Annotated in this window: 28 protein-coding genes; 7 read left to right on the forward strand and 21 right to left on the reverse strand. The window is 73.2% G+C overall.

The window, feature by feature from the left end:
- A partial coding sequence (locus ABD332_RS22660) for an IS66 family transposase (protein WP_344504042.1) occupies window positions 1-248 on the forward strand: 248 nt, incomplete at its 5' end.
- A 524-nt stretch (window positions 249-772) separates the two neighbouring features.
- Here the strand turns inward: ABD332_RS22660 and ABD332_RS22665 are convergent.
- The 13 genes from ABD332_RS22665 to ABD332_RS22725 are packed head-to-tail and all read right to left on the reverse strand — an operon-like array spanning window position 773 to window position 12613.
- Window positions 773-1552, reverse strand: coding sequence for a hypothetical protein (locus ABD332_RS22665; RefSeq protein ID WP_344504043.1), 780 nt, complete (start codon window positions 1550-1552; stop codon window positions 773-775).
- A 3-nt stretch (window positions 1553-1555) separates the two neighbouring features.
- Entirely contained in the window at window positions 1556-1999 is a 444-nt protein-coding gene (locus ABD332_RS22670) for a hypothetical protein (protein WP_344504044.1), read from the reverse strand.
- Window positions 1999-3057: a PASTA domain-containing protein gene (locus tag ABD332_RS22675; protein ID WP_344504045.1), complete on the reverse strand. Its 1059-nt coding sequence runs from the start codon at window positions 3055-3057 to the stop codon at window positions 1999-2001. Before ABD332_RS22675 ends, ABD332_RS22670 begins: the two co-directional genes overlap by 1 nt.
- A 12-nt stretch (window positions 3058-3069) precedes the next feature.
- Window positions 3070-3537: a phage tail protein gene (locus tag ABD332_RS22680; RefSeq protein ID WP_344504046.1), complete on the reverse strand. Its 468-nt coding sequence runs from the start codon at window positions 3535-3537 to the stop codon at window positions 3070-3072.
- Entirely contained in the window at window positions 3527-6130 is a 2604-nt protein-coding gene (locus tag ABD332_RS22685) for a putative baseplate assembly protein (RefSeq protein ID WP_344504047.1), read from the reverse strand. The genes ABD332_RS22680 and ABD332_RS22685 overlap by 11 nt, the downstream gene beginning before the upstream one ends.
- On the reverse strand, window positions 6127-6519 hold the full coding sequence (locus tag ABD332_RS22690; protein WP_344504048.1) for a GPW/gp25 family protein: 393 nt from the start codon (window positions 6517-6519) through the stop codon (window positions 6127-6129). Before ABD332_RS22690 ends, ABD332_RS22685 begins: the two co-directional genes overlap by 4 nt.
- Window positions 6516-6854: a hypothetical protein gene (locus tag ABD332_RS22695; protein ID WP_344504049.1), complete on the reverse strand. Its 339-nt coding sequence runs from the start codon at window positions 6852-6854 to the stop codon at window positions 6516-6518. The genes ABD332_RS22690 and ABD332_RS22695 overlap by 4 nt, the downstream gene beginning before the upstream one ends.
- Window positions 6851-8335: a phage baseplate assembly protein V gene (locus ABD332_RS22700; RefSeq protein ID WP_344504050.1), complete on the reverse strand. Its 1485-nt coding sequence runs from the start codon at window positions 8333-8335 to the stop codon at window positions 6851-6853. Before ABD332_RS22700 ends, ABD332_RS22695 begins: the two co-directional genes overlap by 4 nt.
- Window positions 8336-8343: 8 nt before the next feature.
- The gene (locus ABD332_RS22705; RefSeq protein WP_344504051.1) at window positions 8344-9069 is read right to left on the reverse strand and encodes a CIS tube protein; all 726 of its coding nucleotides are present in this window, start codon (window positions 9067-9069) and stop codon (window positions 8344-8346) included.
- A complete protein-coding gene (locus ABD332_RS22710) occupies window positions 9057-10211 on the reverse strand; it encodes a hypothetical protein (RefSeq protein ID WP_344504052.1) in 1155 nt (384 codons plus the stop codon). Before ABD332_RS22710 ends, ABD332_RS22705 begins: the two co-directional genes overlap by 13 nt.
- Window positions 10192-10680: a phage tail protein gene (locus ABD332_RS22715; RefSeq protein ID WP_344504053.1), complete on the reverse strand. Its 489-nt coding sequence runs from the start codon at window positions 10678-10680 to the stop codon at window positions 10192-10194. Before ABD332_RS22715 ends, ABD332_RS22710 begins: the two co-directional genes overlap by 20 nt.
- Before the next feature lie 12 nt (window positions 10681-10692).
- Window positions 10693-11916: a phage tail sheath family protein gene (locus tag ABD332_RS22720; RefSeq protein WP_344504054.1), complete on the reverse strand. Its 1224-nt coding sequence runs from the start codon at window positions 11914-11916 to the stop codon at window positions 10693-10695.
- Between the two features lies 1 nt (window position 11917).
- The gene (locus tag ABD332_RS22725; RefSeq protein ID WP_344504055.1) at window positions 11918-12613 is read right to left on the reverse strand and encodes a carboxypeptidase regulatory-like domain-containing protein; all 696 of its coding nucleotides are present in this window, start codon (window positions 12611-12613) and stop codon (window positions 11918-11920) included.
- A 216-nt stretch (window positions 12614-12829) separates the two neighbouring features.
- Between ABD332_RS22725 and ABD332_RS22730 the strand changes: the two genes are divergently transcribed.
- Window positions 12830-13207, forward strand: a complete 378-nt coding sequence (locus ABD332_RS22730; protein ID WP_344504056.1) for a YybH family protein — start codon at window positions 12830-12832, stop codon at window positions 13205-13207.
- Window positions 13208-13393: 186 nt separating this feature from the next.
- Here the strand turns inward: ABD332_RS22730 and ABD332_RS22735 are convergent, their stop codons facing one another.
- The 6 genes from ABD332_RS22735 to ABD332_RS22760 form a co-directional block, all read right to left on the reverse strand.
- Entirely contained in the window at window positions 13394-13756 is a 363-nt protein-coding gene (locus tag ABD332_RS22735; protein ID WP_344504057.1) for a VOC family protein, read from the reverse strand.
- 31 nt (window positions 13757-13787) lie between these two features.
- The gene (locus ABD332_RS22740; protein WP_344504058.1) at window positions 13788-14309 is read right to left on the reverse strand and encodes an adenylyl-sulfate kinase; all 522 of its coding nucleotides are present in this window, start codon (window positions 14307-14309) and stop codon (window positions 13788-13790) included.
- On the reverse strand, window positions 14309-14587 hold the full coding sequence (locus ABD332_RS22745; protein WP_344504059.1) for a hypothetical protein: 279 nt from the start codon (window positions 14585-14587) through the stop codon (window positions 14309-14311). The genes ABD332_RS22740 and ABD332_RS22745 overlap by 1 nt, the downstream gene beginning before the upstream one ends.
- Window positions 14588-14640: 53 nt before the next feature.
- Window positions 14641-17451 carry a glycoside hydrolase family 9 protein gene (locus ABD332_RS22750; protein WP_344504060.1) on the reverse strand — a complete coding sequence of 937 codons (2811 nt, stop codon included), beginning with the start codon at window positions 17449-17451 and terminating at the stop codon, window positions 14641-14643.
- Window positions 17452-17517: 66 nt separating this feature from the next.
- Window positions 17518-17925, reverse strand: a complete 408-nt coding sequence (locus ABD332_RS22755; protein ID WP_344504061.1) for a ribosomal maturation YjgA family protein — start codon at window positions 17923-17925, stop codon at window positions 17518-17520.
- Window positions 17918-18490 (reverse strand): hypothetical protein, encoded by a 573-nt coding sequence (locus tag ABD332_RS22760; RefSeq protein WP_344504062.1) that lies wholly within the window; start codon window positions 18488-18490, stop codon window positions 17918-17920. The genes ABD332_RS22755 and ABD332_RS22760 overlap by 8 nt, the downstream gene beginning before the upstream one ends.
- A 58-nt stretch (window positions 18491-18548) precedes the next feature.
- Between ABD332_RS22760 and ABD332_RS22765 the strand changes: the two genes are divergently transcribed.
- The 3 genes from ABD332_RS22765 to ABD332_RS22775 all read left to right on the forward strand — a co-directional run bounded on the left by ABD332_RS22765 (window position 18549) and on the right by ABD332_RS22775 (window position 20699).
- Window positions 18549-19427 carry a bifunctional helix-turn-helix transcriptional regulator/GNAT family N-acetyltransferase gene (locus ABD332_RS22765; protein WP_344504063.1) on the forward strand — a complete coding sequence of 293 codons (879 nt, stop codon included), beginning with the start codon at window positions 18549-18551 and terminating at the stop codon, window positions 19425-19427.
- Between the two features lie 164 nt (window positions 19428-19591).
- Window positions 19592-20344, forward strand: a complete 753-nt coding sequence (locus tag ABD332_RS22770) for a tRNA(His) guanylyltransferase Thg1 family protein (protein WP_344504064.1) — start codon at window positions 19592-19594, stop codon at window positions 20342-20344.
- A gap of 52 nt (window positions 20345-20396) precedes the next feature.
- The gene (locus ABD332_RS22775) at window positions 20397-20699 is read left to right on the forward strand and encodes a hypothetical protein (protein WP_344504065.1); all 303 of its coding nucleotides are present in this window, start codon (window positions 20397-20399) and stop codon (window positions 20697-20699) included.
- A 60-nt stretch (window positions 20700-20759) separates the two neighbouring features.
- Here the strand turns inward: ABD332_RS22775 and ABD332_RS22780 are convergent, their stop codons facing one another.
- On the reverse strand, window positions 20760-21386 hold the full coding sequence (locus ABD332_RS22780; RefSeq protein ID WP_344504066.1) for an FMN-dependent NADH-azoreductase: 627 nt from the start codon (window positions 21384-21386) through the stop codon (window positions 20760-20762).
- A 94-nt stretch (window positions 21387-21480) separates the two neighbouring features.
- Here ABD332_RS22780 and ABD332_RS22785 point away from each other — a divergent pair, with 94 nt between their 5' ends.
- Window positions 21481-21903: a MarR family winged helix-turn-helix transcriptional regulator gene (locus ABD332_RS22785; RefSeq protein WP_344504067.1), complete on the forward strand. Its 423-nt coding sequence runs from the start codon at window positions 21481-21483 to the stop codon at window positions 21901-21903.
- A gap of 13 nt (window positions 21904-21916) precedes the next feature.
- The gene (locus ABD332_RS22790; protein ID WP_344504068.1) at window positions 21917-22840 is read left to right on the forward strand and encodes a hypothetical protein; all 924 of its coding nucleotides are present in this window, start codon (window positions 21917-21919) and stop codon (window positions 22838-22840) included.
- Between the two features lie 69 nt (window positions 22841-22909).
- Here the strand turns inward: ABD332_RS22790 and ABD332_RS22795 are convergent, their stop codons facing one another.
- Window positions 22910-24841: a S8 family serine peptidase gene (locus ABD332_RS22795; RefSeq protein ID WP_344504069.1), complete on the reverse strand. Its 1932-nt coding sequence runs from the start codon at window positions 24839-24841 to the stop codon at window positions 22910-22912.
- Between the last annotated feature and the right edge of the window lie 154 nt (window positions 24842-24995).

A 24995-nucleotide genomic window follows, 5' to 3' on the forward strand; every position in this document is an offset into this window, starting at 1 on the left:
CCCCCGAAATCTGGTGCTTCACCCGAGACCTCCGCGTCCCGTTCGACAACAACCAAGCCGAACGCGACATCCGCATGACCAAAATCCAGATGAAGATCAGCGGCGCCTGGCGCACCACCACCGGAGCACACCACTGGCTCCAAGTCCGCAGCTACATCTCCACCGCCACCAAACACGGCCAGAACACCCTGACCGCACTCCGCCACGCCCTCACCGGCAACCCCTGGCTCCCACCCCTACCTGAATAGTTACCCGGATCCGTCCTTGGATCACCAGGCGGGGGTCCAGCAGCGACGCGCTTGGCGACCGGATCGATCCCTGACCCGAGCCGGTCCTGGCCGCGGCCTGCCTGCCGCAGGACTCGTCTGCTACTGCGCCGGCTGAGCTGAGCTTCCGCTCCGCCGCTGGCGCGGCGGGCGGGCACCGGCGGGGATTTCACCCACCTGCGCGCTACATCCCTTGGGGCCCGTCGCCGTGCAATGTCACCACGCCAGCCGAACTGCGCGGGAGATCGGTCATGAGATCGGTGATCCAATAGCGAATCTGGCTGTCGGGACGACCAGATCTGCAATTCGATCACGGTGGGGACTTTTCGAGGCCTGGGGCGCGCTTGTGGTTCCGGTTCTTCCGCGCCTTTGGCGCAAATACGAAATGTCGGATAAGTCCGGGCGCTTGCGCCTGGACTTATCCGGGGACGTCGCGCCAGGGGATGTGTTGCCCGCGGGGTTGTCGCCAATGGAGGCGGAGAGGGGAGCTGTGGCGTGCGTCGTGGTCAGGTGGCGGGGAGGGCCGTGGCGGTGGTGCGGGCGGTGTCGGCGGTGGTGCGGGCCGCGGTCACGATGCCGACGACAGCGCCGACGAGCAGGACGACGGACCAGATCAGGGCGACGATCGCCACGACGATGCCGGCCACGGCGTCGGTGATGCTGACCAGGATGCCTGGCACCAGGCCGTGCAGGAACGCCACCACCACGTTGCACAGCAGCGAGCACAGGGTCAGCAGGACCAGGCCCTTGTTCTGCAGGAAGCGGGGCTGGGCGGCGACCAGCGAGCCGGCGTAGACGAGCTTCAGGAACATGAGCAGCGAGAGGATCACGGTGGCGGTACCGCGGGGGAACGAGGCGAAGAGAATCAGGTAGGCGATCGTGCCGAACGGGAACGCCAGCAGCAGGGCGACCATCAGGACCAGCTTCGCCACGGCGAGAAGGATGAGGCCGATGGAGGTCAGGAGCAGCAGGATCGCCACGATCAGCGTGACGACGCCCTGGAGGCGGCCGTGCAGGCGCTGGGGGACCACGAGGCCGGCCGCCATCAGGGCGACGGTGAAGAGGGCCGCGAAGTCCAGCAGCGCCAGGTACGGGATGCCGACGCCGGAGGGGCGTTCGACGTGGCCGCCGGCCGGGACCTGGGCGCCGAGGGCGGCGGCGTTGTCGGTGAGGGCGGTGCCCGCGTCGACGCCGCCGATCAGCAGCTGCTCGCCGAGCTCGACGCAGACGACGAGGGCCATCGCGACGAGCGCGACGATGAAGAACGGGGTGCGGAGGCGTTCCACGGCTCAGCCCTTCTTCGCGATGGTGAGGACGCAGGTGCGTTCGCCGGCGCAGATGAGGTCGATGTCGGTGGCGGCGTCGCCGACGGTGACCGAGACGGTGTCGCCGGCCTTGGCGTCGCTGCGCACGAGCGTGTCCTGGCCGGGGGCCGGGGCCTGCACGCCGACGTCGCTGTCGGCGCGCAGGCGGACCGTGCGGCGGCCCTGACGGGCGGCGACCCGCAGCACGCAGCTGCCGTCGCGCACGACGAACGTGTCGCCGGAGCGGCAGGGGGCGCTGAGGTCGGCCGGGTCGGCGTCCGGGGTCTTCGCGAACTTCGCCCCGAACCATTCGACGAGCGCCCCGGGCTCCTTGAGCGAGCCGCCGCCCGGGCGTTGCGCGGCGGAGCCGGCGAACATCGCCGTGATCACGACGAGCGCCGCGATCACGATCTTCGTCTGCCTGGTCATCACGGCACCATCTGGGCGGGCAGGACGGCGGCGGCGGGGCCGATGCCGCCGAAGTCGTCGACGGCCTGGACGGTCCACACGAAGGTGCCGTTGAAGGTCAGGACCGTGCCGCCGAGGCCCATGTTCTGGGCGGGGCGCAGCGACGGCGCGTAGCTCTTGGCGTCGGTGCGGGCCGTCACCATCGGCACGGTGTTGCACGCCTGCGGGGTCAGGGGGCCCTGCGCGCACACCGAGATCGACAGGCTGACGACCCAGTGGGTCACGTAAGCCTCCGGCTGGTCCCAGACGAGCCTGCCGTCGGCCTGCTTCAGCTGCGCGTTGGCCGGGGTCTTCAGCACGGGCGGGGCCAGCCGCACCGCGACGACCAGGTCGACGGCCGTGCCCGCCGCGACGGTCTTCGCCGCCGGGACGCCCTGCTCCACGACCGTGTCGGCCCTGGTCGGGTCGTTGCGGTGCTTGATGGTGCCGGCGACGAGGCCCGCCTGCTTCAGCGCGAAGACGGCCTGGGTCTCGTTGAGGCGGGCCAGGTCCGGCACGGGGATCGACCCGGACGGCGGCGCGGTGACGACCGGTGCGGCCGACGCCGACGCCGAGGGCGCCGGCGAGGAGCCGCCGAGCGTCAGCACCAGGGTGACCGTGACGGCGGTGATGACGACGAGCCCGGCGGCGATCGCGATGATCCACCACGGGATCCGGCGCTCCGGCGGCGCCGGCGGGGCCGCGACGTCGAAGACGACCCGGCCGCTGAGCACCGACGACTCCTCGGGCGCGGAGTCCGCCGAGTAGGCGCGGCCCTGCACCTCGTACGAGCCGGGCTTCGCCTGCGCCGGGACGTGGACCTTCAGCAGGAACGACGCGGACGCGGCCGGCAGGACCCGGCGCTGCGGGTCGTCGACGGTGAACCAGGACGGGTCCGCGTCGCCGCCGGCGACCGGCTCGAACACGACCCGGTCGGCGGCCTTGCCGGGGTTGGTGACGGTGAACGTGGTGCCGCCCTGGTGCGCGTCGTCCAGGACGATGCGCTCGGCGGCGGTCGTGACGACCCACTTCGTGGACATGACACACAGCTCCTAGGGAATCGAGACGGTGACGGCCGCGGGCTTCTCCTGCTGCACCACGAGCCGGATCAGGGACAGCTGGTCGCGGGCGGGATCGGGCACCCGCACCACGACGTGGAAGGGGCGGGGCTCCTCGACGGTGAAGCCGGGCACCCCGGTCACCGTCTCCAGCAGCGCGCACAGGCCGCCCGCGGTGCCCCGGCGGCGGGCCAGGTCGCCGGCGCGGGCGACGAGGTCGCGCTGCCGGCCGGACGGCAGCGACCGTCCGATGTGGTCCATCGCCACGCACCGCAGCAGGAACGGCAGGAAGGCGTCGGGCGTCCGGTACGCGGCGAAGAGCTCGTCCACGGCCGTGAGCCGCCGCTCGGCCGGCGCGTGCATCGCCTCCATGACGTCCAGCAGCGCGGTCAGGACACTGCCGGGCTGCGCCGCCGGCTGGTACACGGCCGGGAGCAGCCGCACGATGTCGTCATGCCGCATTGAGACGCACCACCTCGACGTCGTGCTCGCCGGAGCACAGCAGCCAGGTCGGCGGGATCGTCACCGGCTGCCGGGTCTCCCGGTCGGCGGTGAAGGACCACGTCCTGGCGTCGTCGCTGCGGTACGCGCCGCGGGGCCCACCCGCGAGGACCCGCCCCGCGGTGCCGGTCCCGCCGCCGGCCACAGTGCTGGTCGCAGTGCTGGTCACAGTGCTGGCCGCGAGGGCCGCCACCGGCTCGAACCGGGTCCGGTCCCGCAGCGGCAGGCCACCGTTGACGTTGGCCGCCTCCCACTGCGGGGTCTTGCTCGCCAGGTCCAGCCGCAGCACCCCGGCGCTCTGCGTGGCGGCGACGACGGCCTGGCCGGTGAAGTCGAGGTCCCAGCAGGTGCCGCCGGTCCAGCCGGCGTTGAGCTGCTCCCACCGCACGTCCGCCTCGAACAGGCGGGCCCGGTGGCAGCCCTGCCCGGGGCGGTTCGGGTCCGACTCGCCGGCGCCGACCCACACCACGGTGGACGGGCCGTCGTACTGGATCTCGATGGCGCGCGCGTCGGTGCCGCGCAGCCCGACGTGGGCGAACGTGCCGGCGGTGCCGCCCTCAGTGGACAGGTAGACGCCGTACTTCGCCTGGGCCGCGAGGACGACGCCGTGGGTGCCGCGTTCGGAGACGAACGACCGGACGCCGGAGAAGCCGCGGCCCGGGTCGGTGTTGTCGACGAGCACCTGCAGCGGCACCGCGCCGGGCTCGGCGGCGACCTCGTACAGGCCGGCGTCGGTCGCGCACAGCAGCGTCGCCACGCCTTCCCGGTCGATCCAGGCGACGTCGGCGATCGCCGGCTCCAGGGCGGCGACCAGGGCCCACGTCTCGCCGAGGTCCCGCGACACGTGCACGGCGCTGGTCCCGTCGGCGGTGTGGGTGACCGCGGCCAGCAGCCCCGGGCGGGCGGTGATCCCGGGCCGGTTCGGCGCGGGCGCCGCGACGACCCGGCGGACATCCTCGCCCGGGAACCGCCCGGCAGGCTCCCAGCCGGCGCCGCCGTTGGTGGAGCGGAACACGACCTCGCCGCTGCCGGCGTACCAGGTGTCGTCCTGGAACCGGTCGGCGACGACGGACCGGACGGCCTTGTCGGGCGCCTCGTCGACCACGAACCGCACGTCGTCGACGTACCGGACGCCGGGCTCCGCGGACTCGAGCATCCGGTACACGTTGGACGCGCGCAGCGGCTCGCCGAACGCCCAGCCGGTGGGGGTCATCGGGGTCGGCAGGGGGCTGATCGTCGCGTACAGCCGGTCGTTGATCCGCCGGCGGACCGCGTCGACGTCCTCGTGGTCGCCGACCACGACCCGGGCCCGCACGGCGACCGCCTTGTAGCGGGCCCAGCCGGCGACGACCCGGGTGCCGAGCGCCCGCCGCGCCTCGAGGTCCTGCTGCGTGTGCAGGCGCACGTCCTCGCCCTGCACCTCCAGCAGCCTCGCCACCGGCAGCCGCCAGTCGGGCCGGGACTCCGTCCCGACGTGCGGCACGAGGACGACCTCGACCTCGCCGGGCTGCGCGAAGGACCACATGGTGGCGCGGGTGAACGCGGTCGCCCGGGCCACCGCCGCCGACGCGGCCGTGGCGAGCAGCTCGAAGTCGCGGGCGGTGACGGCCCGGCGCAGCGCGAAGAACTCGTACGGGCCGCGGGTCAGCGCGGCGTCGACGGGCTCCAGGTCCCGGCCGCCGAACGCGGGCCGCTCGTTGGTGACCCGCACTCCTGGCACCGGGTCGCGCAGCGCCGTCACGGTGTGCGCGGCCACGTTGCCGGCCGAGCCGCCGCCGACGCGGTACCAGATCCGCACCTCCCGGCCCGCCGGCGGGACCGCCGCGACGGGCGCGCCACCGGCGTCGACGGCCGGCGCGAACGTGACCGTGCCGGTGCTGCGGTCCAGCTGGTAGACGAGGGCGTCCGCCGGTACACCGGCGAAACCCGCGACGGGCTGCCAGATGACGAACGAGCGGCCGTCGTGCTCCCGCGCCGGGACCCCGTCGGCGACCTCCTCGGCGGGCGTCTGCACGCCCAGCATCACGTCGAGGTGTTCGGTGGTGGTCACGATCGGCGCCCGCGCCGTGCGCAGCACCTGCCCCGGCATGCCGGTGCCGAGACCGAGCAGCTCGGCCGCGACGGGCTCGCAGTGGTGCGCCCGTACGGTGACCGCGGCCTGCCCCTCGGCGAGCACCGCGGACTCGGTGGTGACGAACAGGACCGGCTGCGGGTCGGCGCCCTGCGCGGCCGCCTTCGTCCCGGCGGGCACCGTGATCCTGGTGGTGGTGTCGTCGCCGGTACGGGTGAACGTCAGCTCCGTCCACGCCGCGGCGGGCGCGTGCCGGGTGATGCCGAGCAGGTTGAGGTACTCGATGTAGGCCTTGTCGGGCAGCCGGTTCAGCCGGTACAGCATGACCTCCGTCAGGTGCGCGAACACCTCGACGAGGGCGATGCCGGGGTCGTGCACCGACAGGTCGGTCCAGCCGGGGCAGGACCGGGCGATGCGGTCGCGGGCCTCGCGGACGAGGTCGGTGAAGCTGCGGTCGTCGAGGTTGGGGATCGGCAGGGTCATGACGGGCTCCCGTCGGACGCCGGACCGAGGTCCAGCGGGATGTCGAGGTCGGCGAGGGTGAGGGTGGCGAGGACCCGGTACCGCAGGTGGATGGTCAGCCGGGTCGGCACGTCGGGGTCGGCGGCGGCGTCCAGCGACACGATCTCCGCGCGCGGCTCCCACCGCTGGACCGCCTGCCGGACGTAGTGCACGGCGAGGCCGGCGGTCGTGTGGTCGTTGGGGGCGAACAGCAGCCGGTTGAGATGGCACCCGTACTGCGGCCGCATCAGCCGCTCGCCGGGCGTCGTCGCCAGGAGGAGCAGCAGCGCCTGCCGTACCGCGGCGTCTCCGTCCACCATGGACAGCGACCCCGTGGCGGTGAGGGCGGGCGCGAACCTGATCGCCTTCATGCGTCGGCCCCCACGAAGGACTGGCCGGGGTCGCGGACCGTGTAGTGGACGGTGCCGGGGACCGTGCCGTCGGTGAGACCGTCCAGGTTGGACAGTGCGACCCGCTTGCCGTCGACGCGGATCCAGTCGCTGTACCCCGCCTGCACCGCCAGGGTGAGGGCGCAGGGCTTCATGGTCGGGCCGATGTTGGGGCAGCCGGCGACCGCGCGGCCCTGCGGGTCGTCGTCGACGAGGACGTCGGCGCCGCCGACGGTGACCCAGTGCTGCGAGGCGTTGTTGCGCACCCGGCCGTCGTGGCCGCAGCGCACGACCGCCCGCACCGTCACGAGTTTCATGCCGGACCTCCCGGGAGCGTCGGGACCGCGATGAGGGCGTGCTCGAAGTCGACCGTGCGGGCCTTGACCGTGACGCCGTGCCCGGGCGCCTCCAGGACCAGGTCGGTGGCGGCGTGCAGCCGCACCACGTCCGGCGCGAGCTGGAGGTAGCTGCCGTCGGCGGTCTCCACCCGCAGCGACTTCTCGGCGTCGTCGACGACGATCGACTGGCCGTGCGCGGTCCGCATCGACCAGCGCTTCACGCCGCCGCCCGTGACCCCGGCGCCGTCGGGCGCCTTGGCGGTGCCGAACAGGGAGCCGAGGACGACCGCGTCGCCGGACGCGTCGTGCGGCAGCGCGACCAGCACCGAGTCGCCGACGTCGGGCAGCAGCACCAGGCCCTTGCCGTCGCCGGCGCCGGGCACCAGCAGCGAAACCCAGCCGGCGTCGAGCCCGCCGTGCGCCTGCAGCGCCACCCGCACCCGGCCGCAGCCGTCGGGGTCGTCGACCGCGGTCACCCGCCCGAGCGTCAGCGACGCGCCGGGCCGAGCCACGTCGCGCGCCGGCGGCCGGGTCGACACCGCCGCCAGGTACCCGTCGGCGTCCACGGTGGACACGACCTCGGTGAGCACGTAGGTGCCGTCCAGGGCGTCGGCGACGCCGCGCACCGCGATCCGGCGACCGGCCCGCAGCGCGGCGCTGCCGGCGGCGACGCCGTCGAGGGTGACCGCCCGGGCCGCGCTCGCGTCGAGGGCGCCCTGGGCGACGGCGCGCAGCTCGTCGCCGGTCCGCGCGGACTCGTCGACCAGCGTCAGCGGCGCCGGGCTGTCCGGCCGCAGCGCGATGTCGCGGCCCTGCCGGGGCTGCCCGGCGGTCTCGGTGAACGCCTTCGCCCGCTGCGGGTGCCAGCCGACCGCCTCGCAGCGGGCCGCGAGCCGGTCGACGCCGGCGGCCACCTCGACGTGGTGCAGGTCCCTGCCGTACCGGAGCGGGACCGGGTCGCCGTGCCCCTGCAGGGTCAGCACCCGCAGGTCGGTGCCGTCGAGGACGACGTACATCCCGATCCTGCCGAGGGTCTCCGTCAGCAGCTGGAGGTCGCGCTGCCGGTGCTGCACCACCCGCTCGAACCGGGGGCCGTCGCCGCCGCCGTGCACGTGCACCCCCAGGTCGCCGGCGACCGCCTCGACCAGGTCCTTCGGGCCGACGCGGTCGAAGGAGCGGACGGTCTGCCGGGCGCGGAGCCGGTGCAGCAGGTCGTAGCCGGTCAGCCGGGTCTCCGCGGTGCCGTCCGCGGCCCGGGTGAGGCCGACCCCGGTCACCTCACCGGTGAACAGGGGCCCGTCGTCGCCGGCGACGCGCACGACGAGGCTCGCGCCGAGCAGGTGCAGGGCCTCGCCGCGCGGGTCGTCGAGGGTCAGCTCGCACTGCGCGGGCTGCGAGAGCCGGCTGGTGACCCGCACCCCGGTGACCGGAAGCTCCCGGTCGCCCGCCGTCGCGTGCACCGCCGGCATCATGGCCGGCCGCCCGTCGCCGGCACCGACAGCACCCGGCCCGGCGCGACCGCGAACGGGTCGTCGACGCCGTTGTGCTCGGCGAGCTCCCGCCAGCGCATCGGGCTGCCGAGCGCCTCCATGGCGAGCAGGTCGATCCTGCCGGTGCCGCCCGGGCCGGTGCTGCCGTCGCCGAGCGCCTGCACCGCCGTGGGTGCCGTGCCCGGTGCGGTGCCGGCGCCCGAGCGCGCCAGCTCCCCGTCGAAGTCGCGGGCGCCGGCCTGCTTCGGCTCGTCGACCCGCACCAGTTTGAGCCGCATCCACGACCGTCCCGGCGCGCCCGTGGGGCCGAACGCGTCGAAGCGCTCCGCGATGGCGGCGATGACGCCCGGCACGTTCCACGACCGGCCCCACACGAGCCGGACCAGCGGCGGGCGGGCGGAGCCGAGCTCCTCTGCGGTGTTCTCGGCCAGGTTCCACAGCTTCGCGGTCAGCTGCCGCACGTCCTGCGGCGCGGACCGCGACTCGACCAGCGCGACGTCGAACACCATGTCCAGCAGCAGCTCGGTGCGCCCGCCGCCGGTGAATCGCACCGGGTCGTCGGCCCGGCCCCGCCCGACGAGCCGGCTCTCACCGGCGGCGGGCGTGCGGATGCCGGCGAGCCGTTTGACCTCGAACGTCTCCGGGTTGAGCAGGCAGTCGATCCGCTCGCCGGTCTCGTCGACGACGAACGCTACGCGTTCCATGGCAGTCCTCGCTGTTCCTCGTCGAGCCGGCGGATCCGGTCGCCGCCGGGCCGCGGGGTGACCTCCCACTGGGCGCTGTCGTCGGGCAGCTCCGGCCACCGGCGGTGCGTCTCGTCCCCGAGCCGCGGCCACGGCCCGCTCCTCACCACGTGCTCCGCGACCTCGGGCAGCCGCGCCGGCCGCGCGCCCGGAAGCTCGGACCACGTCCCGGCGGTCCCGTGCCGTCGCGGCGGAGCGTCGGTGTGGTGCGGTGGGACCTCATCGGGTGGTGTCTCGTCACTCCATGCGTCGCGGGCCGAGTCCGGCAGGTCCGGCCACCGCAGCACCACCGGGCCGCGGCCGGGCGTCCCGGGCTTCTGGAGCTTCTGGGGCTTCCGGGGCTTCTGGGGCTTCTGGGGCTTCTGGGGCCGGTCCGCGGGACGCCGCGCGGGCTGCTCCCGACGCGTCTGGGGCGGCGCCGGCTTCTCGCGATGGGGGCTTGATGGCATGGCTTCCTCGACCGGTGCCGTGAAGACCGCCCGGGTTGGGTGGGTGTCCGCCTCGACCCGCAGGGCCGGCTTCGTCCGCGGTGCGGTGTCGTCCTCTGGTACTGGTCTGGCCCGCGGGGCGAGGTCCTCCTGCGACGCCGGCGTGGGGCGTGCGGCCGGCGCCTCGGCAGGTTCGGGAAGTCGCCGCGGTGCGGGGGAGCGGACCGGCTCCGGGACCGCCGGGCGCAGCCGGACCGCCGGCCGTGACGGCCCGATGTCCTCGGTGGACGCCCGGCGGATCGCCCGCCGTGGCGGCTCGGTGTCCTCAGTGGACGCTCGATGAGCCGCCGGTCGTGGCTCGCCGTCCTCGGTGGACGCCCGGCGGGCCGGGGGCGGGGCGGCCGCGGAGACCGCGACCGCCACACCCGTCCATCGCACCTGAGTCTCGCCGGCCGGCGGGGGAGCGGGCGCTGCCCGTACCGACGCCGCCGCCGCGACGGAGAGCACCTTCGCCGGCCGCAGCAGGTGCGGTGCACGGTCCCGGACCAGGCTGAGCCAGTGCTCCGGCGCTCCGGGCAGCGACCGCTCCTCGACGACCGTCTCAGCAGTGGGCACGAGCCGGTCGGCCGCCCACCGCAGCCACCCGGCGAGGGTGTCACGCAGCCGCGCGGCCACCGCCGGCCTCCCGCTGCAGCCCTTCGTGCGCGAGCACCAGGGTCTCGATGGCCAGTTCCCGGCTCATGGCGTCCAGCGGCGCGCCGCTCCACTCCTGCGGCCAGGCGTTGATGAGGTTCCACCGCAGCGCCTCGGCGGTGCCGGCGGGGTCGAGCATGACGATGGAGACGTTGCGGCGGCTGACCTTGCCCTCGACGGCGGTCATCAGCCAGTTCCACAGCTCGGCGGAGTTGGTCAGGCCGAAGCGCAGCGTCACCGGCGGGTACGTGACCCGGCCGGGGATCGCGCGCACCACGCTGCCGTTGCCGGCCTCGCGGTAGGAGATCCGCTCGACCTTGACGCCGAGCCCCTGCACCTCCGTGAAGTGGCCCTCGTTGACGTTGTTGATGAGGAGTTTGAAGTTGTACGCGCGGTACGGGTCGACCCAGTTGCCGGGCTGAGCGGACGGGGCCGGGACGGGTGCGGTCATCGAGCTGCTCCCTTACTGGGCTTCGGTGCCGATGGCGGACTGGCTGAGCTTGAACACGACGAACTCGGCGGGCTTGACCGGCGCGACGCCGATCAGCGCGACGACCTGGCCCGCGTCGCGGACCTCCGCGGGGTTGGTCTCGGCGTCGCACTTGACGAAGAACGCCTCCTGCGGCGTCGCGCCGAGCAGCGCGCCGTCGCGCCAGACGCGGGTCAGGAACGCGCCGATGTCCCGGCGGATCGAGCGCCACAGCTGCTCGTCGTTGGGCTCGAACACGATCCAGCGGGTGCCGTCGCCGATGGACTCCTTCAGCATCGAGAAGAGCCGGCGGACGTTGAGGTAGCGCCACTCCGACGCCTCGGCGGCGAGGGTGCGGGCGCCCCAGACGCGGATGCCTTCGGACGGGAAGTAGCGGATGCAGTTGACGCCGGCCGGGTTCAGCAGGTCCTGTTCGGCGCGGGTCACCCGGTACGTGAGGTCGACGGCGCCCCGGACGGGCTCGTTCGCGGGCGCCTTGTGCACGCCACGGATGCTGTCGTTGCGCGCCCACAGGCCGGCGACGTGCCCGCTCGGCGGGGTGGTGACGACGTCGCCGCTCATCGGGTCGCGGACGACCAGCCACGGCAGGTAGAAGGTGCCGTAGTCGCTGTTGCGGGGCCGCAGGCCGCCGTCGTCCGTCGCGGGGGCCGGCTGCGCGGGCTGCTGGCCGTCCTGCGCGGGGGTCTTCGCCTTCTTGGGCGCGGGCGCGGTCTCGACCCGCACGAGCCGCTCGACGTCGGTGATCTCCTCCGGCGGGTCGAGGATCGCCATCCGGTCGCCGAGGTTCTCGCAGTGCTTCAGCAGGTCCTCGTGCGACAGCACGTCGGTGTACCCGGGCGCGGCGACGATCGCGATCTCGTCGATCGCCTCCAGCAGGCCGAGGCCGGAGCGGGTGCGGCCGGCGCCGGCGATCGGCTCGCCCGGCGCGATGTTGACGATGTAGCACCGCCCGCCGCCGTTGTCGAAGAACCCGTACACGGCGCGGGACAGCGGCGTGCCGGCGCCCGGCTCGGTGCCGCCGGCGTAGATCCGCAGGAACTCCGACCAGCTGCCGACGGCGACCGCCTCGTTGCGGCGGGCGTCGCGGTCCGGCGCGGTGCCGACGAAGCCGGCGGTGCTGGTGCCGACGGCGCCGATGGGCCGGGCGCCGCCGCTGACCTCCTCGACGTACACGCCGGGAGACGCGTAGTAGGGCATGTCATGCCTCCTTGATCTCGCACCGGATGACCGCCGGGGAGGCGGCATCGGCGGTGACGGTGTGGTGGAACCGCAGGCCGCGGCCGGACAGCCGCAACCTGGCCGGCCGGTCCGCGGGCAGCCCGTCCAGGACGAACGTGCCGTCGGCGCCGGTGTAGGTGACCTCGGTCCGGTCGGCGCTCTCGACCCGCATGCCGGCCAGCGGCGTGTCGCGGGGCCCGAGCACCACCCCCGACAGCGGCCGCAGCGGCACCGTCTCGATCCGCAGCGGCGCGGTGACCCGCGGCGTGGCGGGCGCGGGCCGGTCGAGCCGCCCCGGGACGTCGACGTAGAACGCGGGTCTCGTCGGTACCCCCGACGACTGCCACACGTGCGCCGGCACCTCGTCGAAGACGGGCCGGTGCGGGCCGGTGGTCGTCGCGCTCAGCAGCCGGTCGAGCGCCGCGACGTCGTCGGCGCGGGCGGTGGCGAGCAGGAACCGCATCCTGAACCGGACCGGCTCCAGCCCGGTGGTGGGCCGCATGCCCTGCTCAGGCAGCAGCGCGGTGAGCCACACGTGCACCTCCGCGGGCTTGGCACCCTTGCCGTCGCTCTTGGTGTCGCCGCTCGGCGGCCCCTGCCTCGCGCTGAGGCCCGCGCCGCCGACCCAGCGCAGCAGGGCGGTGGTGGCGGTCTCGACGATGCCCGGTTCAGGCATGACGGTGTCCCCTCGTTCATGGGCTCGGGGTTTCGGTTCGGTGCAAGCAGGACGTCCGGCGGCCCCGGTTGATACGGGGAGCCGTGTCGCCTACCTGACTGGGTGAACCGGTATCAGCGGCACCCGCGGCCGCCTCTGCCGGCGCCCCGCCTGAGCACCCGCACCGGGCTACGATGCTCGGGCGGACAGTGACAGGTGTCGAAGGGAGACCGGCCGGTGGCGGACAGCGGGCTGGAGCGGGCGCTCGAGGAGCACCTACGGGCGCTGGAGCGCAAGGACCTCGCGGCGTACGCGGCGACGCTCGCCGAGGAGGTGGTGCTGATCCTGCCCAACGGCACGGTCGTCGACGGCAGGGCGGCCATGGTCGAGTTCCACCGCGAGATGTTCGCCGACGACACCTGGACGCAGGAGCGCACCGTCCGGAAGGTCACCCTGGCCGGCAGCACCGGATGGGTGCTGATCGAGTACCTGTGGACCACCGTCGACGCCGCCGGCGCGGTCGAGTCGCAGACCCGGGCGTACTTCACCCTCACCTACGCGCTCGTCGACGGCAGGTGGCTCGTCGTGGCCGACCAGAACACCCGCCTGCCGTAGCGGGCGGGTGCGGCGGGCCCAGGCGGCGGCGCGGGTGACGGCGGCGCCGACGGTCCGGGTGCCAGCTGGTCAACGTCAACTCCGGCAAGTGCCTGCAGCAGGCGGGCGTGACGTCGGAGACGCGGGTCGAGGTGCTGCCGCACGATGCGGGCGCGGCCGCCCGGTGGTGCTGCGGCAACCAACAGGTCAGCGGGAGCGGGGATCGACGTGCAGGAGGCAGAACTCGTTGCCTTCGGGGTCGGCGAGGACGGTGAAGGGTTCGGTGCCGGTCTGGCCGGCGTCGGTGGGGCGGGCGCCGAGGCCGACGAGCCGGACCACCTCCGCCTCCACGTCGCCGTCGAGGATGAGGTCCAGGTGGACGCGGTTTTTCGGAGAGTGTGGGGTGGCCGCGCGCTGCAGGAAGACCGACGGCGCGCCGGGCGGGCCGAACAGGTGCGTGCCGCCCTCCTCCGCGGGGCCGGCGGTGTAACCGAGGGCGTCGGACCAGAAGCCGGTCATCAGGTCGAGGTCGGTGACGTCGATGGTGCACTGCGCGATGTGAGGGGGCATACACCGTCTGCTACCCGTTCCGGGACAGACCCTAACGAGTGGCCCAGCCGGTGAGCGCCAGGACCGAGGCGGCGACGTCGGCGACGGTCCGGTCGTCGGTGGGGATCCGGTGGACCGACGGGGGCGCCGTCGCGGCGAGGGATCTGGCGGCGGCGTCGCTGCGCTGCACGTGCAGGTCGTAGGCGGTGCCGATCTCGCGGCGGGCCAGCCGGGTGCGGGCGGTCGCGTCGGAGGAGGTGAGCAGGACGGCGGTGACGCGTGGGGCGTCGCCCATCGCGGCCGTGAGCGCGGAGACCTGCTGGACGCTGACGGTGTTGGTGTAGATCAGGCGGCGGTAGCCGAGGGCGCGGTAGTTGGCCCACATGGCGGCGAGGTTGCGCTCCGCGAGGTGGTGCTCCCACGGCGGCGGGTACGCGAGGTCGAGGTTGTCCCCTTCGACGACGCAGTGCCGTACACCGGCCGCCGACAGCTGCGCGTGCAACTCCGCCGCCACGCTGCTCTTGCCGACCCCTGACCTGCCGCCGAGGAACAGCACCTCGCTCGCGTCGGTCATCAGCGGGGGCAGCGGCCGGTGCTCAGGACCACGCCGGTCTGGCCGTCGAGGAGGATGTACACGTGGTCCTCGACGATGTTGAGGCGGCCGCCCGGCAGCGGGTCGCCGGTGCAGTAGCTCGGGACCGGCAGCCGCTGCCCCACCGACACCGGCACGGGCGCGGCGGCCGGGACGGCGGCCGTCACGACGCACGCGGCCAGCACCGCGACGCGCGGCAGCACGCCGCGACGGTGCCGGGGTGGCACCGTGGCGGCGGCGGGCACATCGAGGTCGATCATCCCTGCCAATGGTACGGCCCCGGCGCGCGGTGCGCCGGGGCCGACCGGATGACTCAGCTCGCGGTGCAGGTGAGCGTGGCCGGAGCGGAGTTGGTGCCGCTGTAGGACGCGCCGAACCCGGCCGCCGTCGACGCGGTGGGTGCCAGGGCGCCGTTCCAGTCGGCGTTGCGGACCGTGACGGCGGCGCCGGTCTGCGTCCAGACGCCGGACCAGCCGTTGGTGACCCGCTGGTTGCCCGGGAACGTGAACGTGACCGTCCAGCCGGTGATCGCCTGACCACCGGAGTTGCGGACGGTCACCTCGCCGTTGAAGCCGTCGCCCCACTGGTTCGTGACGCGGTAGGTGGCCTCGCAGGACTTGCCGGTGGTGGTGCCGGTGGTCGTGACCGTGACCGGGTCGGACAGCACCGACAGGTTGCCGGCGGCGTCCTTCGCCCGGATCGCGAACTGGTACGCCGTGGACGCCGTCAGGCCGGTGACCGTGGCGGTCGTGCCGGTGGCGGTGGCGACGACGACCGGTCCGGCGGTGCCGCCGAGGCGCAGGACGTCGTAGCCGGTGACGCCGACGGCGTCGGTCGACGCGGCCCAGGTGAGGGTCGCGCCACTGCTGGTGACCCCCGACGCGACGGGCGTGCCGGGCTTCGACGGCGGGGTGACGTCACCGGTCGCCGGGGCGGTGGTGACGGTGCCGACCGGCGAGGCCGCCGACGTGTTGCCCGCGGCGTCGACCGCGACGACCAGGAAGCTGTACGCGGTCGCCGGCGACAGCCCGGTGATGGCCAGGGACGTGCCGGTCGTGGTGCCGACGACCCCGGCCGCCGAGGACACCCGGTAGGACGCGACGCCCACGTTGTCGGTGGACGCCGCCCACGAGGCGGTGACCGACGTCGAGGTCACGTTGGTGAAGGTCGGCGCGCCGGGCGTGGACGGCGGCGTGGTGTCCGCCGGACCGGTGCCGGGAGCCTCGCCCCAGACCTTGGTGGCCCCGTCGTACAGCGTGATGTGGTTGTTCGGGCTCTGCGTGGCGCCGGCCGGGAACGACCAGTCGTTCGTCGGGTCCCAGGTGCCGGCGGACGAGATGCGGAACTGCACCTCGCGCCGCCACGCGGACTGGCCGGCCGGGGCGATCTTCTGCCCGGCGCAGCTGACGGTGACGTAGTACGTGCTGCCGCTGACCAGCGTCGGGCCGGTGGGCGCGGAGCACTGGTTGTAGGCGCTGCTGAGCGAGATCTGCGCGGGCGTGGTGGTGCCGTCGAGGGTGAAGTAGTAGCGGAACGAGCCCTGGTCGAGGGTCCGCGCCGGCCACGCCGACTTGTTGTAGACCATCGCCTTGACCTCGGTGAACGTGGTTCCCGGGGTGTTGATGGAGGACTCGACGTACATCTCCGGCCCGTCCGGGGTCTCCGCGGCCGGGAAGCCGGACAGCGCCGTGCCGCCGTACTCGCCGTACATGCGGGCCAGGGCGGAGGTGAGCCCGGAGTTGTAGTCGGTGGCGACCTCGTTCATCACGTAGTCGGACCGGCTGTCGGTGTAGGCGTCGTTCGGCGACGACGGCCCGCCGACGAGCGCGCCGTACAGCGTGTGCCGCGAGACCTCCGGGTTGGTGATCTGGTCCGTCCAGGACCCGTGCGCGGTGCGGTGGTGCGGGTTCTTCGGCGGGTTCGCCCCGAAGCCGATCATGTAGCTGGACTTGCGGGGGTTGTCGCCCAGGATGTAGTTGATCTGCCGGGCGCCGAAGTCGTGGTAGCGGGCCTTGCGGGTGGCGTCGGTGAGCCAGTCGCTGTAGAGCAGCGCCACGAAGGATGTGTTCGCGGCGTACCGCAGCGAGCCCCAGCTGTCGAGCACCGCCTGCCCGCCGGGTGACGTGGGCACCTTCTGGCCGTTGACGCCGACGGTCCAGTAGTCCAGCCAGCGGTTGGCGTCGTCGACGTACCGCTGCTTGCCGGTGAGCTTGGCGAGGAGCACGTAGCAGCCGTACGACTTGTCGTCCCACGCGATCGTCCACCGGTAGGACTTCGTCGTGGTCTGGTTCTCGTTGCTGAGGTTGTCGTAGCCGGCCTCGGCCTTCGCGAGGTAGGCCGCGTCGTTGGTGGCGCGGTAGAGCCAGATCGCGCCCCACACGAGCTCGTCGTTGAAGCCGCTCCACGAGTTGTAGTAGCTGGCCGCGTCGGTGATGCAGTCGCTGTACTTGCGGCGCACGGTGTCGGCGAACGTGTACAGCTGCTTCGCGTGCGTGACGAGCTTGTCGGCGTAAGCGGCGTCGGTCGGGCGGATCACGATCGACGAGGCGGCCATGGCGGCGGCCGTCTCACCGGCGAGGTCCGAGCCGCCGCAGGTGGCGTCGATCTTGTACGAGGGTCGTGCCATCGGCATCACCTCGGCCGGGCCCCACCAGGCGTGGTCGGGGTTGCCGGAGCCGATCTGTCCATAGAGGACGTTCGGGGACGGGTGCGCCTTGATGAAGTAGTCGTTGACGAACTTCAGGTTGTTCACCAGATTGGTCAGCTGCCCCGACTGCACGTACGCGTCGCGGTACTCCACCGCGCCCCACGCGAGCATGGTGGTCGAGAACGCCATCGGGAAGCCGAACTTCACGTGGTCGCCGGCGTCGAACCAGCCGCCGGTCAGGTCGAGGCCGACGTCGGCGCCGTCGGTCGTGGCGGCGTTGCCGCGCCACCCGACCCGGCTCCACGCGGGCTTCGGCCCGGCCTGCTGGGCCTCGTAGAACCAGATGGACTTCTGCAGTGCCTCCGCGTAGTTGTACGCGGGGGCGGCTGTCGCCGGGGTCGAGGCTGCCACGGCGATGACCGTCGTGGCGGCGGCGACCCCGAGCGCCGCGACTGCGCCGAGAATCCTCCTGCGCATGGGTGGTGCTCCTCTCCGGGTGGCGGTGCGCGGATTGAACCGCGTCACCGCCCCGGCGCGGGCATATCACCGTCCGGCGAGGGTGTCCTGCCTGGTCACGGCGTGAAACTTTCTTCTTCGGAAGAGCAGGTGCGCGACCACCAGCGGCACGACGCCGACCGGGTACCAGGCCAGGTCGGCGGGGTCGAACTTCACGCCGAGCGCGTACCGCGCCAGGAGGCTCCGCGCGGACAGCTCGGCGGGAACGCCGGTCAGCTGCGCCAGCTCCACCGCCCAGCACCAGGCGATCGCGACGGCGCCCGCGACGAGCGGGGTCGTCCGGGGCCGGAGGACGAAGACCCCGGCGTAGATCATGGAGGCGTACAGCGCGGTCCCGGAGTACTGGCGCAGCGCGCCGTCGTCGACGGCCCGGATCGCGAACGCGACCGCCAGCGCCGCCGCGACGCCGGCGAGGGCGAGCAGGCGGCTACGCATCGGCGGGGAACTTCACGGCGCGGCCGGTGCGCAGGTCGACCGCGGGGTCGCCCGGGGCGGGGTCCTCGGCGGTGAGCAGGACCGTCTGCCCGGCGGGGACCCGCACGGCGAGGATCACCGAGCTGATGCGGCTGCCGTCGGACGGGTCGACGAGCGGCGTGGACTCGTAGATGGCGGTCCCCTTCCCGACGGTGATCACCGTCTGCGGATACGACTTGTCGGCGCGCGGCACGCCGGCGACGAGGGCGAGCACGTAGTCGTGGGCGTCGTCCGGCGCGATCAGCCCGTCGCCGTCCTTCTCCCAGGTCACCTTCTTCTCGGTGGCGGCGTCGAACTGGTGCGTCGTGACGACGGCGTCGACCCGGAACCCGGGGAAGTCCGGGGCGGTCACCACCGTGATCGGGGTGCCGGCGAGCTTGCCGAGCAGCGGCCGCTCGGCGTTCATGCAGCACTCGTCGTAGTCACCGGGGGTGTCCTGGAGCGCCTCGTCGACCGTGTCGGCGAACGGCCCGATGCAGCCCATCAGCGTTGTCGCGACCACCGCGAGCAACCAGCCTCGTTTCACGCGTCGAGTATGCCTGGCGGATACCACTGCGGAGCGTTACCTGACTATAGTCAGACATGTGGAACTGCTGGAGACCGTCCGCCGCTTCAACCGGACCGTGACGCAGCGCGTCGGCGCGCTCGACGACGAGTACCTGTCCCGCGGCCGCCCACTCGGCCAGGCCCGCCTGCTGTGGGAGATCGGCCCCGCCGGCGCCGAGGTGGCCGCCCTGCGCGCCCGCCTCGGCCTCGACGCCGGCTACCTGAGCCGCCTGCTGCGGGCCCTTGAGGCCGACGGCCTTGTCGTCGTCGGCGTCGGTACGAGCGGCGACGCGCGCGTCCGCGAAGCCTCGCTGACGGATGCCGGGCGGGCCGAGTGGGCGATCCTCGACAGCGCCTCCGACGACCTGGCCCACTCGATCCTCGGGCCGCTCAGCGACGCCCAGCGGTCCCGCCTGGCGACCGCGATGGCGGAGGTCGAGCGCCTGCTCCTGGCGTCGATGGTCGAGCTCACGGTCTGCCCGCCGGCCGACCCACGGGCCCGCGCCTGCCTGCGCGCCTACGCCCGCGAGCTGTCCCAGCGCTTCGACGACGGCTTCGACACGGGCGTCAGCCGGCCGGTCGACGACGAGGACCTGACCCCTCCCCGGGGCGTGTTCCTCCTCGCCACCCTGTCCGGCGAGCCCGTCGGCTGCGGCGCCCTGAAGCTCCACCGCGACGCCCCCGCCGAGATCAAGCGCGTCTGGGTCTCCGGCACCGTCCGCGGCCTGGGCCTCGGCCGCCGCATCCTGAGCGACCTCGAGCACCGGGCCGCCACCGCCGGCCACCGCTCCGTCCGCCTCGACACCAACCGCAACCTCACCGAGGCGATCGCGCTGTACCGCAGCACCGGCTACAAGGAGGTGCCCGCCTTCAACGACGAGCCCTACGCCCACCACTGGTTCGAGAAGCACCTCTAGTCACCGCAGGTGCACCTCGACGCCGCGTTCGTGCAGGACCGCGAGCACGTCGTCCATCGTTGTCGCCGGCGAGGGCAGCCGCCGGCGGAAAAGCGCGTGCGCGGTGTGGGAGCGGCGTGGTGGCATCTGGCATGCGGATCGACCGGGATGATCTGGGTGACCGGATGAAGAGTTACGAGCGGGTGACGAAGGCGGTGCTGCCGCGGCGGACCCACACGCTGCTGCGGGTCGACGGGCGGGCGTTCCACGGGTACCTGCGGGGGGCGGCGAAGCCGTTCGACCACGGGTTCATGGCGGACATGGACGCCGTGGCGGAGTCGTTGTGCGCGGAGATCTCCGGCAGCGTGTTCGCCTACGTGCAGTCCGACGAGGTGTCGGTGCTCGTGGTCGACTTCGCGGGGGCCGGGACGCAGGCGTGGTTCGGGGGCGAGGTGCAGAAGTGGTGCTCCGTCGCGGCCTCGGTTGCCACGGCGACGCTGAACGCGCGGCGGCCCGGGAAGCTCGCGCTCTTCGACGCGCGGGTCTTCACCGTCGCCGACCCGGCGGAGGTCGCCAACTACTTCATCTGGCGGCAGCGCGACGCCGTCCGCAACAGCATCACCATGGCGGCCCAGGCGGTGTTCCCGCACAGCCGTCTCCAGGGTGTGCACTCCGGGCAGGCCCAGGACATGCTCTACACCGAGCACGGCATCAACTGGAACGACTACCCCGACGGCTGCAAGCGCGGCCGCGTGGTCGTCAAGGCGTCCGGCGAGCGCACGGTGACCTTCGTGCACAAGCGCACCGGTGAGCCGGAGACGGTGACCGCGCTGCGCTCGTGGTGGGAGACCAGGCCGGCGCCGCACTTCACCGCGGCCCCGGACGGCTTCCTGGCGACCACGATCCCCGCGCTGCCGCGGCTCGCCACGCCGGCCTGACGAGGTCGGAAAACCGCGTGCGCGGGGCGGCGGCACGTGTTGCGATCAAAGCATGACGATCGACCACGGGGTGCTTCGGTTCGAGCGGGTGTTCGCGATGGCGGACTCGGTGGTTGTCGCCGGCTACGTGGCCCGGCGGCACCGGGAGTGCGTCTCGGTGGCGGTCCGGGCACTGCTGCCGGGCCGCCGGCCGCTGCGGGATCCGGGCGGGCCGGCGCGGGAGACGCTGTTCGCCAGGCACGGCGCCGGCCGGGGCGGCCATCTCGGCGGCCGCCGGCAGGCATGGTCGTCGCGCCGCCGGGGCAGCGTCCGGTCGCCCCTCTGCGTGGACGGCGCGGGCGCGCGCGGACGGTGACGGTCGTGCGCCCGTGAAGTGGCGGCCCCGGGACGGTTCCCGGGGCCGCACGCACGCCGGTCAGAAGCGCTTCGCGGCCTCGACGGCGTCGGCCGTGGCCAGGGCGCGGCCAGCGTCGGCGTCGGCGGTGGCGAGGTTGGGGCGGAAGGTGACCGGCGTGATGTCGGTGATGCCCGCCCAGCGCAGCCACCCCTCGAAGAACGGCCGCTGGAAGTCGGCGCCGAAGGCCGGGCCGCGGCCCTCGCCGTAGACGGCGCTGGTGTAGACGACCGCGGCCTTGCGGCCGGTGAGCAGGCCGCTGTACCCCTCGGCGGGGTCGAAGCCGAAGACCAGGCCCGGCTGGCTGACCACGTCGATGAACTGCTTGAGGATGTACGGGACCCCGGCGTTCCACATGGGGACCGAGAAGAGCAGCTTGTCGGCGGCGGCGAAGCGGTCGAACGCGGCGCGCGCGGCGGCCCAGGCGGCGGCGCCCTCGCCGGTGGGCTCGACCCCCGCGAACACGTCCATCTTCGCGCCGGCGGCGGCCGGTCCGAACGCCGGCAGCGTGCCGTCCCACAGGTCCCACTCGGCGATCTCATGGTCGGGGTGCTGCTCGCCGTACACCTGCAGGAAACGCGACGCGAGCGCGAGTGACTCGGAGCGGGTGCCGCGCGGGGACGCCGAGATGTGCAGCAGCTTGGTCATCGTGAACCTCCGAAAGAAAGTGTGTGCGCACGCACCTAACAACGCAAAGCTAGCCACTTGCGTGCGCACGCACAAGAGTTGGTACGGTGTGACGATGGACAACACGGCCGCCTGGGCGGGCCTGCTGCGGGTGCACGCCGCGCTGGTCCCGGTGCTGGACCAGGAGCTGCAGGCGGCCCACGGCCTGCCGCTGACCTGGTATGACGTGCTGCTGGAGCTCAACTCGGCGAAGGACCGCCAGCTCACGATGGGGGAGCTGGGCGCGAAGGCGGTGGTCAGCCGCAGCCGCAGCAGCCGCGTCGTCGACGAGCTCACCAGGGCCGGCCTCGTCGAGCGGGTCGCCAACCCGGCCGACGGGCGCTCGGCGTTCGCGCGGATCACGGCCGCGGGCCGGGCCAGGCTGCGGGCCGCCGCGCCGACCTACCTCGCCGGGATCGAGGCGCACTTCACCAGCAGGATGACCGCGGCCGAGGCGCGCACGGTCGCGACGGCATTGGAAAAAGTGCTCAAGGGGTAGATACTCACCGGGCATGGAGAAGGGCCCGGGTCGTGACCTCGCGCACGCGCTGCGCACCGGCCCGTTCTCCGCGGCGCTGCACCTCGCCATCGAGGACCGCGGCATCCGCCTCGACGAGATCCAGCAGCAGCTCGCCAGCAAGGGCGTCAGCGTCAGCATCACCACGCTGAGCTACTGGCGGCGGGGGCGCAGCCGCCCCGAGCGGCCCGAGTCGCTCAAGGCCGTCCGGCTGCTCGAGCAGATCCTGGCGCTGCCCGAGGAGTCGCTGATCGTGCAGCTCGGGCCGCGCCGCCCGCGGGGGCGCTGGCTGAGCCAGCCGCCGGGCACCATCGACGTCGACCGGCTGTTCAGCGACGGCACCAGCGTGGCGAAGATGGTCGGCGAGCTCGACCGGTGGATGTACCACGAGCTGACCAGGCTGAGCCTGCACGACCTGTACGTCGTCGGGCCCCATCGGCAGGAGCTGGGCCTGACCTGCCGGCAGGTGCTGCGGGCCAACATCGACCGGGTCTCCCGCACCGTCGCGGTCTTCCTCACCGACGACCCGGCCGCGAAGGTGACCATCAGCGCGATCCGCAACTGCCGCATCGGCCGGGTCCGGTCCGACGCCGGCGGGCTCGTCGCGGCGGAGATCATCTTCGACCGGATGCTGGCGCAGGGGGAGACGGTGGTGCTGGAGTACCAGTACCGCAGCGACTCGCTCTCCGCGACCGACAACTACTACCGGGGCTTCTCGACCCCGGTCACCGAGTACGTGCTGCAGGTGCAGTTCGACCACGACGCGGTGCCGGCGCGCTGCCGGCGGTTCGAACGCCGCGCGCTCAACGCGCCGGACCAGGGCGTGTGGGAGACGTGGATCGGCTCGACCCACGGCGCCCACGTCGTCGCGTCCGACGTACCCCCCGGCATCGTCGGCATGCGATGGGAGTGGGAGTGAGCCTCGTTGATCACTCCCACCCCCGGTCGGTGACCGGGCGCCCGATGTCGGCGGGCGCCCGGCCGGCTATCAGGAGGCGCTGATCGACACGTCGTCGAGGACGAAGCTGGTCTGCAGCGACCAGTCCTCGACGCCGTTGAACTTCAGCGTGACCGCCTGCCCCGCGAACGCGCTCGCGTCGATGACCTTCTCCACGTACCCGTTGGTCTTGTCCAGGTTCGTGTACGTGGCCACGGTGGTGCTGCCGAGGGTGACGGTCAGCTTGTCGTAGACCAGGTTCTCGGTCTCCGCGGTGGTGATGCGGATCCAGAAGCGCAGCTGCACGGTCGTGCAGCCGGACGGGACCGCCACGGGCTGCGAGACCGTGTCGGTCTGCACCTGCCCGCCGCCGTTGAGCCACGCGTTGCGGGTGCCGCTGCGCGCCGGGTACTGCGACCACGTGCCGATCACGTTCGCGGTCGCGGTCCACGGCGACGTGCCGCTCTCGAAGCCACCGTTGCCGACGGGCTGCGAGGGTGTGCAGCCGCCGCCACCGGTGGTGACCGTCCAGGTGAACTGGGCCGACGCGGTCTTGTTCGCCGCGTCCTTCAGGGTCACCGTGACGTTCGAGGTGCCCGCCGTCGTCGCGCTGCCGGTGATCCGACCGGTCGACGCGCCGATGGACAGCCCGGCCGGGAGGCCGGACGCGCTCCAGGTGTACGGCGTGGTGCCGCCGCTGCCCTGGACCTGAACGTCGACCTGCTGGCCGACGACGGAGCTCTTGTTGCCCGGGTTGGTCACGGCCGGGTCGGTCGGCGTGCCGCCGCCGATGAACGCCGTGTACAGCAGCACGTTGGGCGAGCCGCTCCCGGCGCTGGTGATCTTCCCGGTGGTGCCGTTGTTCACGAGCGCGTCGCGGACCTGCGCCGGCGTCGCGTTCGGGTTCGCGCCCAGGTACAGCGCGGCGGCGCCGGCCACGTGCGGCGACGCCATCGAGGTGCCCGTCATCGTCGCGCTGCCGGTGTTGCTGGAGTACGACGCCGACACGATGCTCGTCCCCGGCGCGAACAGGTCCAGGCACGAGCCGTAGTTGCTGGTGCTGTTGCGGGCGTCGGAGCCGTTGCTGTTGCCGACGGTGATCGCCGCGCCGACCCCCTGCGGGCTGTAGTAGCAGGCGTCGTCGCCGTTGTTGCCGGCCGCCTGCACGAACTGCACGCCCGAGCTGATCAGGCTCGACACGGCGCTGTCCATGGCCTGGCTGCTGCACCGGCTGCCGCAGCCGATCGAGTAGTTCGCGACCGCCGGCTTCTGGGCGTTGGTGCGCACCCAGTTGATCCCCGCGATCAGGTCGTCGTTGGTGCCGGAGCCCTGGCAGTTCAGGACGCGGACCGAGACGAGGTTCGCCTTCTTCGCGATGCCGTAGGTGGTGCCGACGGCGGTGCCCGCGACGTGGGTGCCGTGGCCGTGGCAGTCGGCGGGGTTGCTGTCCCCGTCGACGATGTCGGTGCCCTGCTTCACCCGGCCGCTGAACTCGGTGTGGCTCGCGTTGAGGCCGGTGTCCAGCACGTACACGGTGACGCCCTGCCCGGGGTTGGCCGGGTAGGTGAACGCCTGGTTCAGGGGCAGGCTCCGCTGGTCGATGCGGTCGTCGCCCCAGTTCGGCGGGTTGCTCTGGGTGTCGAGGACGGTGATGCGCTGGACCGCCTCGACCGACGCGACGGCCGGGTCTGCGGCCAGCCGCTGCGCCTGCTGCACGGACATGTTCGCCGAGAAGCCCCGCTGCACGCTGTCGAACACGTGCCGGGTCTGCCCGCCGAACCTGCCGGTGAGCCGCTGGGCCTGGGTGGCGATCGCGGTGGAGCCGTCCTTCAGCGTGACGATGTAGCGGCCTGCCACCGCGTCGGGACTGTCCGCGTACAGGATCGCGCCCTGCGCGACGGCCGCCGCCGGCGCGGCCGCCGCGAAGGCACCGGCCAGCCCCGCCACGAGCGCGACGCCGGCCGCCGTAATTCGGTGGAACACGGTGAGACCTCCTCCGAGGGATGCCAGCTCCGTGGCCGGGTCCGGTTGACGCCGACCCCGGAGGGCTGGAGCAGAAGGTAGGAGGACGCGACCGGCGAAGGTCACCCCGGTGAACAGACGGCGACGATCTGCGCCGTCAAAACTGTTTATGAGT

Source organism: Dactylosporangium maewongense (assembly GCF_039531485.1).
Taxonomy (GTDB): Bacteria; Actinomycetota; Actinomycetes; order Mycobacteriales; family Micromonosporaceae; genus Dactylosporangium; species Dactylosporangium maewongense.

Bases quoted from the DNA above. Each gene is read 5' to 3' on its own strand.
- ABD332_RS22670 (WP_344504044.1), bottom strand. From the start codon at position 1,999: ATGACCAGGCAGACGAAGATCGTGATCGCGGCGCTCGTCGTGATCACG.
- ABD332_RS22675 (WP_344504045.1), bottom strand. From the start codon at position 3,057: ATGTCCACGAAGTGGGTCGTCACGACCGCCGCCGAGCGCATCGTCCTG.
- ABD332_RS22680 (WP_344504046.1), bottom strand. From the start codon at position 3,537: ATGCGGCATGACGACATCGTGCGGCTGCTCCCGGCCGTGTACCAGCCG.
- ABD332_RS22685 (WP_344504047.1), bottom strand. From the start codon at position 6,130: ATGACCCTGCCGATCCCCAACCTCGACGACCGCAGCTTCACCGACCTC.
- ABD332_RS22690 (WP_344504048.1), bottom strand. From the start codon at position 6,519: ATGAAGGCGATCAGGTTCGCGCCCGCCCTCACCGCCACGGGGTCGCTG.
- ABD332_RS22695 (WP_344504049.1), bottom strand. From the start codon at position 6,854: ATGAAACTCGTGACGGTGCGGGCGGTCGTGCGCTGCGGCCACGACGGC.
- ABD332_RS22705 (WP_344504051.1), bottom strand. From the start codon at position 9,069: ATGGAACGCGTAGCGTTCGTCGTCGACGAGACCGGCGAGCGGATCGAC.
- ABD332_RS22715 (WP_344504053.1), bottom strand. From the start codon at position 10,680: ATGACCGCACCCGTCCCGGCCCCGTCCGCTCAGCCCGGCAACTGGGTC.
- ABD332_RS22720 (WP_344504054.1), bottom strand. From the start codon at position 11,916: ATGCCCTACTACGCGTCTCCCGGCGTGTACGTCGAGGAGGTCAGCGGC.
- ABD332_RS22725 (WP_344504055.1), bottom strand. From the start codon at position 12,613: ATGCCTGAACCGGGCATCGTCGAGACCGCCACCACCGCCCTGCTGCGC.
- ABD332_RS22735 (WP_344504057.1), bottom strand. From the start codon at position 13,756: ATGCCCCCTCACATCGCGCAGTGCACCATCGACGTCACCGACCTCGAC.
- ABD332_RS22740 (WP_344504058.1), bottom strand. From the start codon at position 14,309: ATGACCGACGCGAGCGAGGTGCTGTTCCTCGGCGGCAGGTCAGGGGTC.
- ABD332_RS22745 (WP_344504059.1), bottom strand. From the start codon at position 14,587: ATGATCGACCTCGATGTGCCCGCCGCCGCCACGGTGCCACCCCGGCAC.
- ABD332_RS22750 (WP_344504060.1), bottom strand. From the start codon at position 17,451: ATGCGCAGGAGGATTCTCGGCGCAGTCGCGGCGCTCGGGGTCGCCGCC.
- ABD332_RS22755 (WP_344504061.1), bottom strand. From the start codon at position 17,925: ATGCGTAGCCGCCTGCTCGCCCTCGCCGGCGTCGCGGCGGCGCTGGCG.
- ABD332_RS22770 (WP_344504064.1), top strand. From the start codon at position 19,592: ATGAAGAGTTACGAGCGGGTGACGAAGGCGGTGCTGCCGCGGCGGACC.
- ABD332_RS22775 (WP_344504065.1), top strand. From the start codon at position 20,397: ATGACGATCGACCACGGGGTGCTTCGGTTCGAGCGGGTGTTCGCGATG.
- ABD332_RS22780 (WP_344504066.1), bottom strand. From the start codon at position 21,386: ATGACCAAGCTGCTGCACATCTCGGCGTCCCCGCGCGGCACCCGCTCC.
- ABD332_RS22785 (WP_344504067.1), top strand. From the start codon at position 21,481: ATGGACAACACGGCCGCCTGGGCGGGCCTGCTGCGGGTGCACGCCGCG.
- ABD332_RS22790 (WP_344504068.1), top strand. From the start codon at position 21,917: ATGGAGAAGGGCCCGGGTCGTGACCTCGCGCACGCGCTGCGCACCGGC.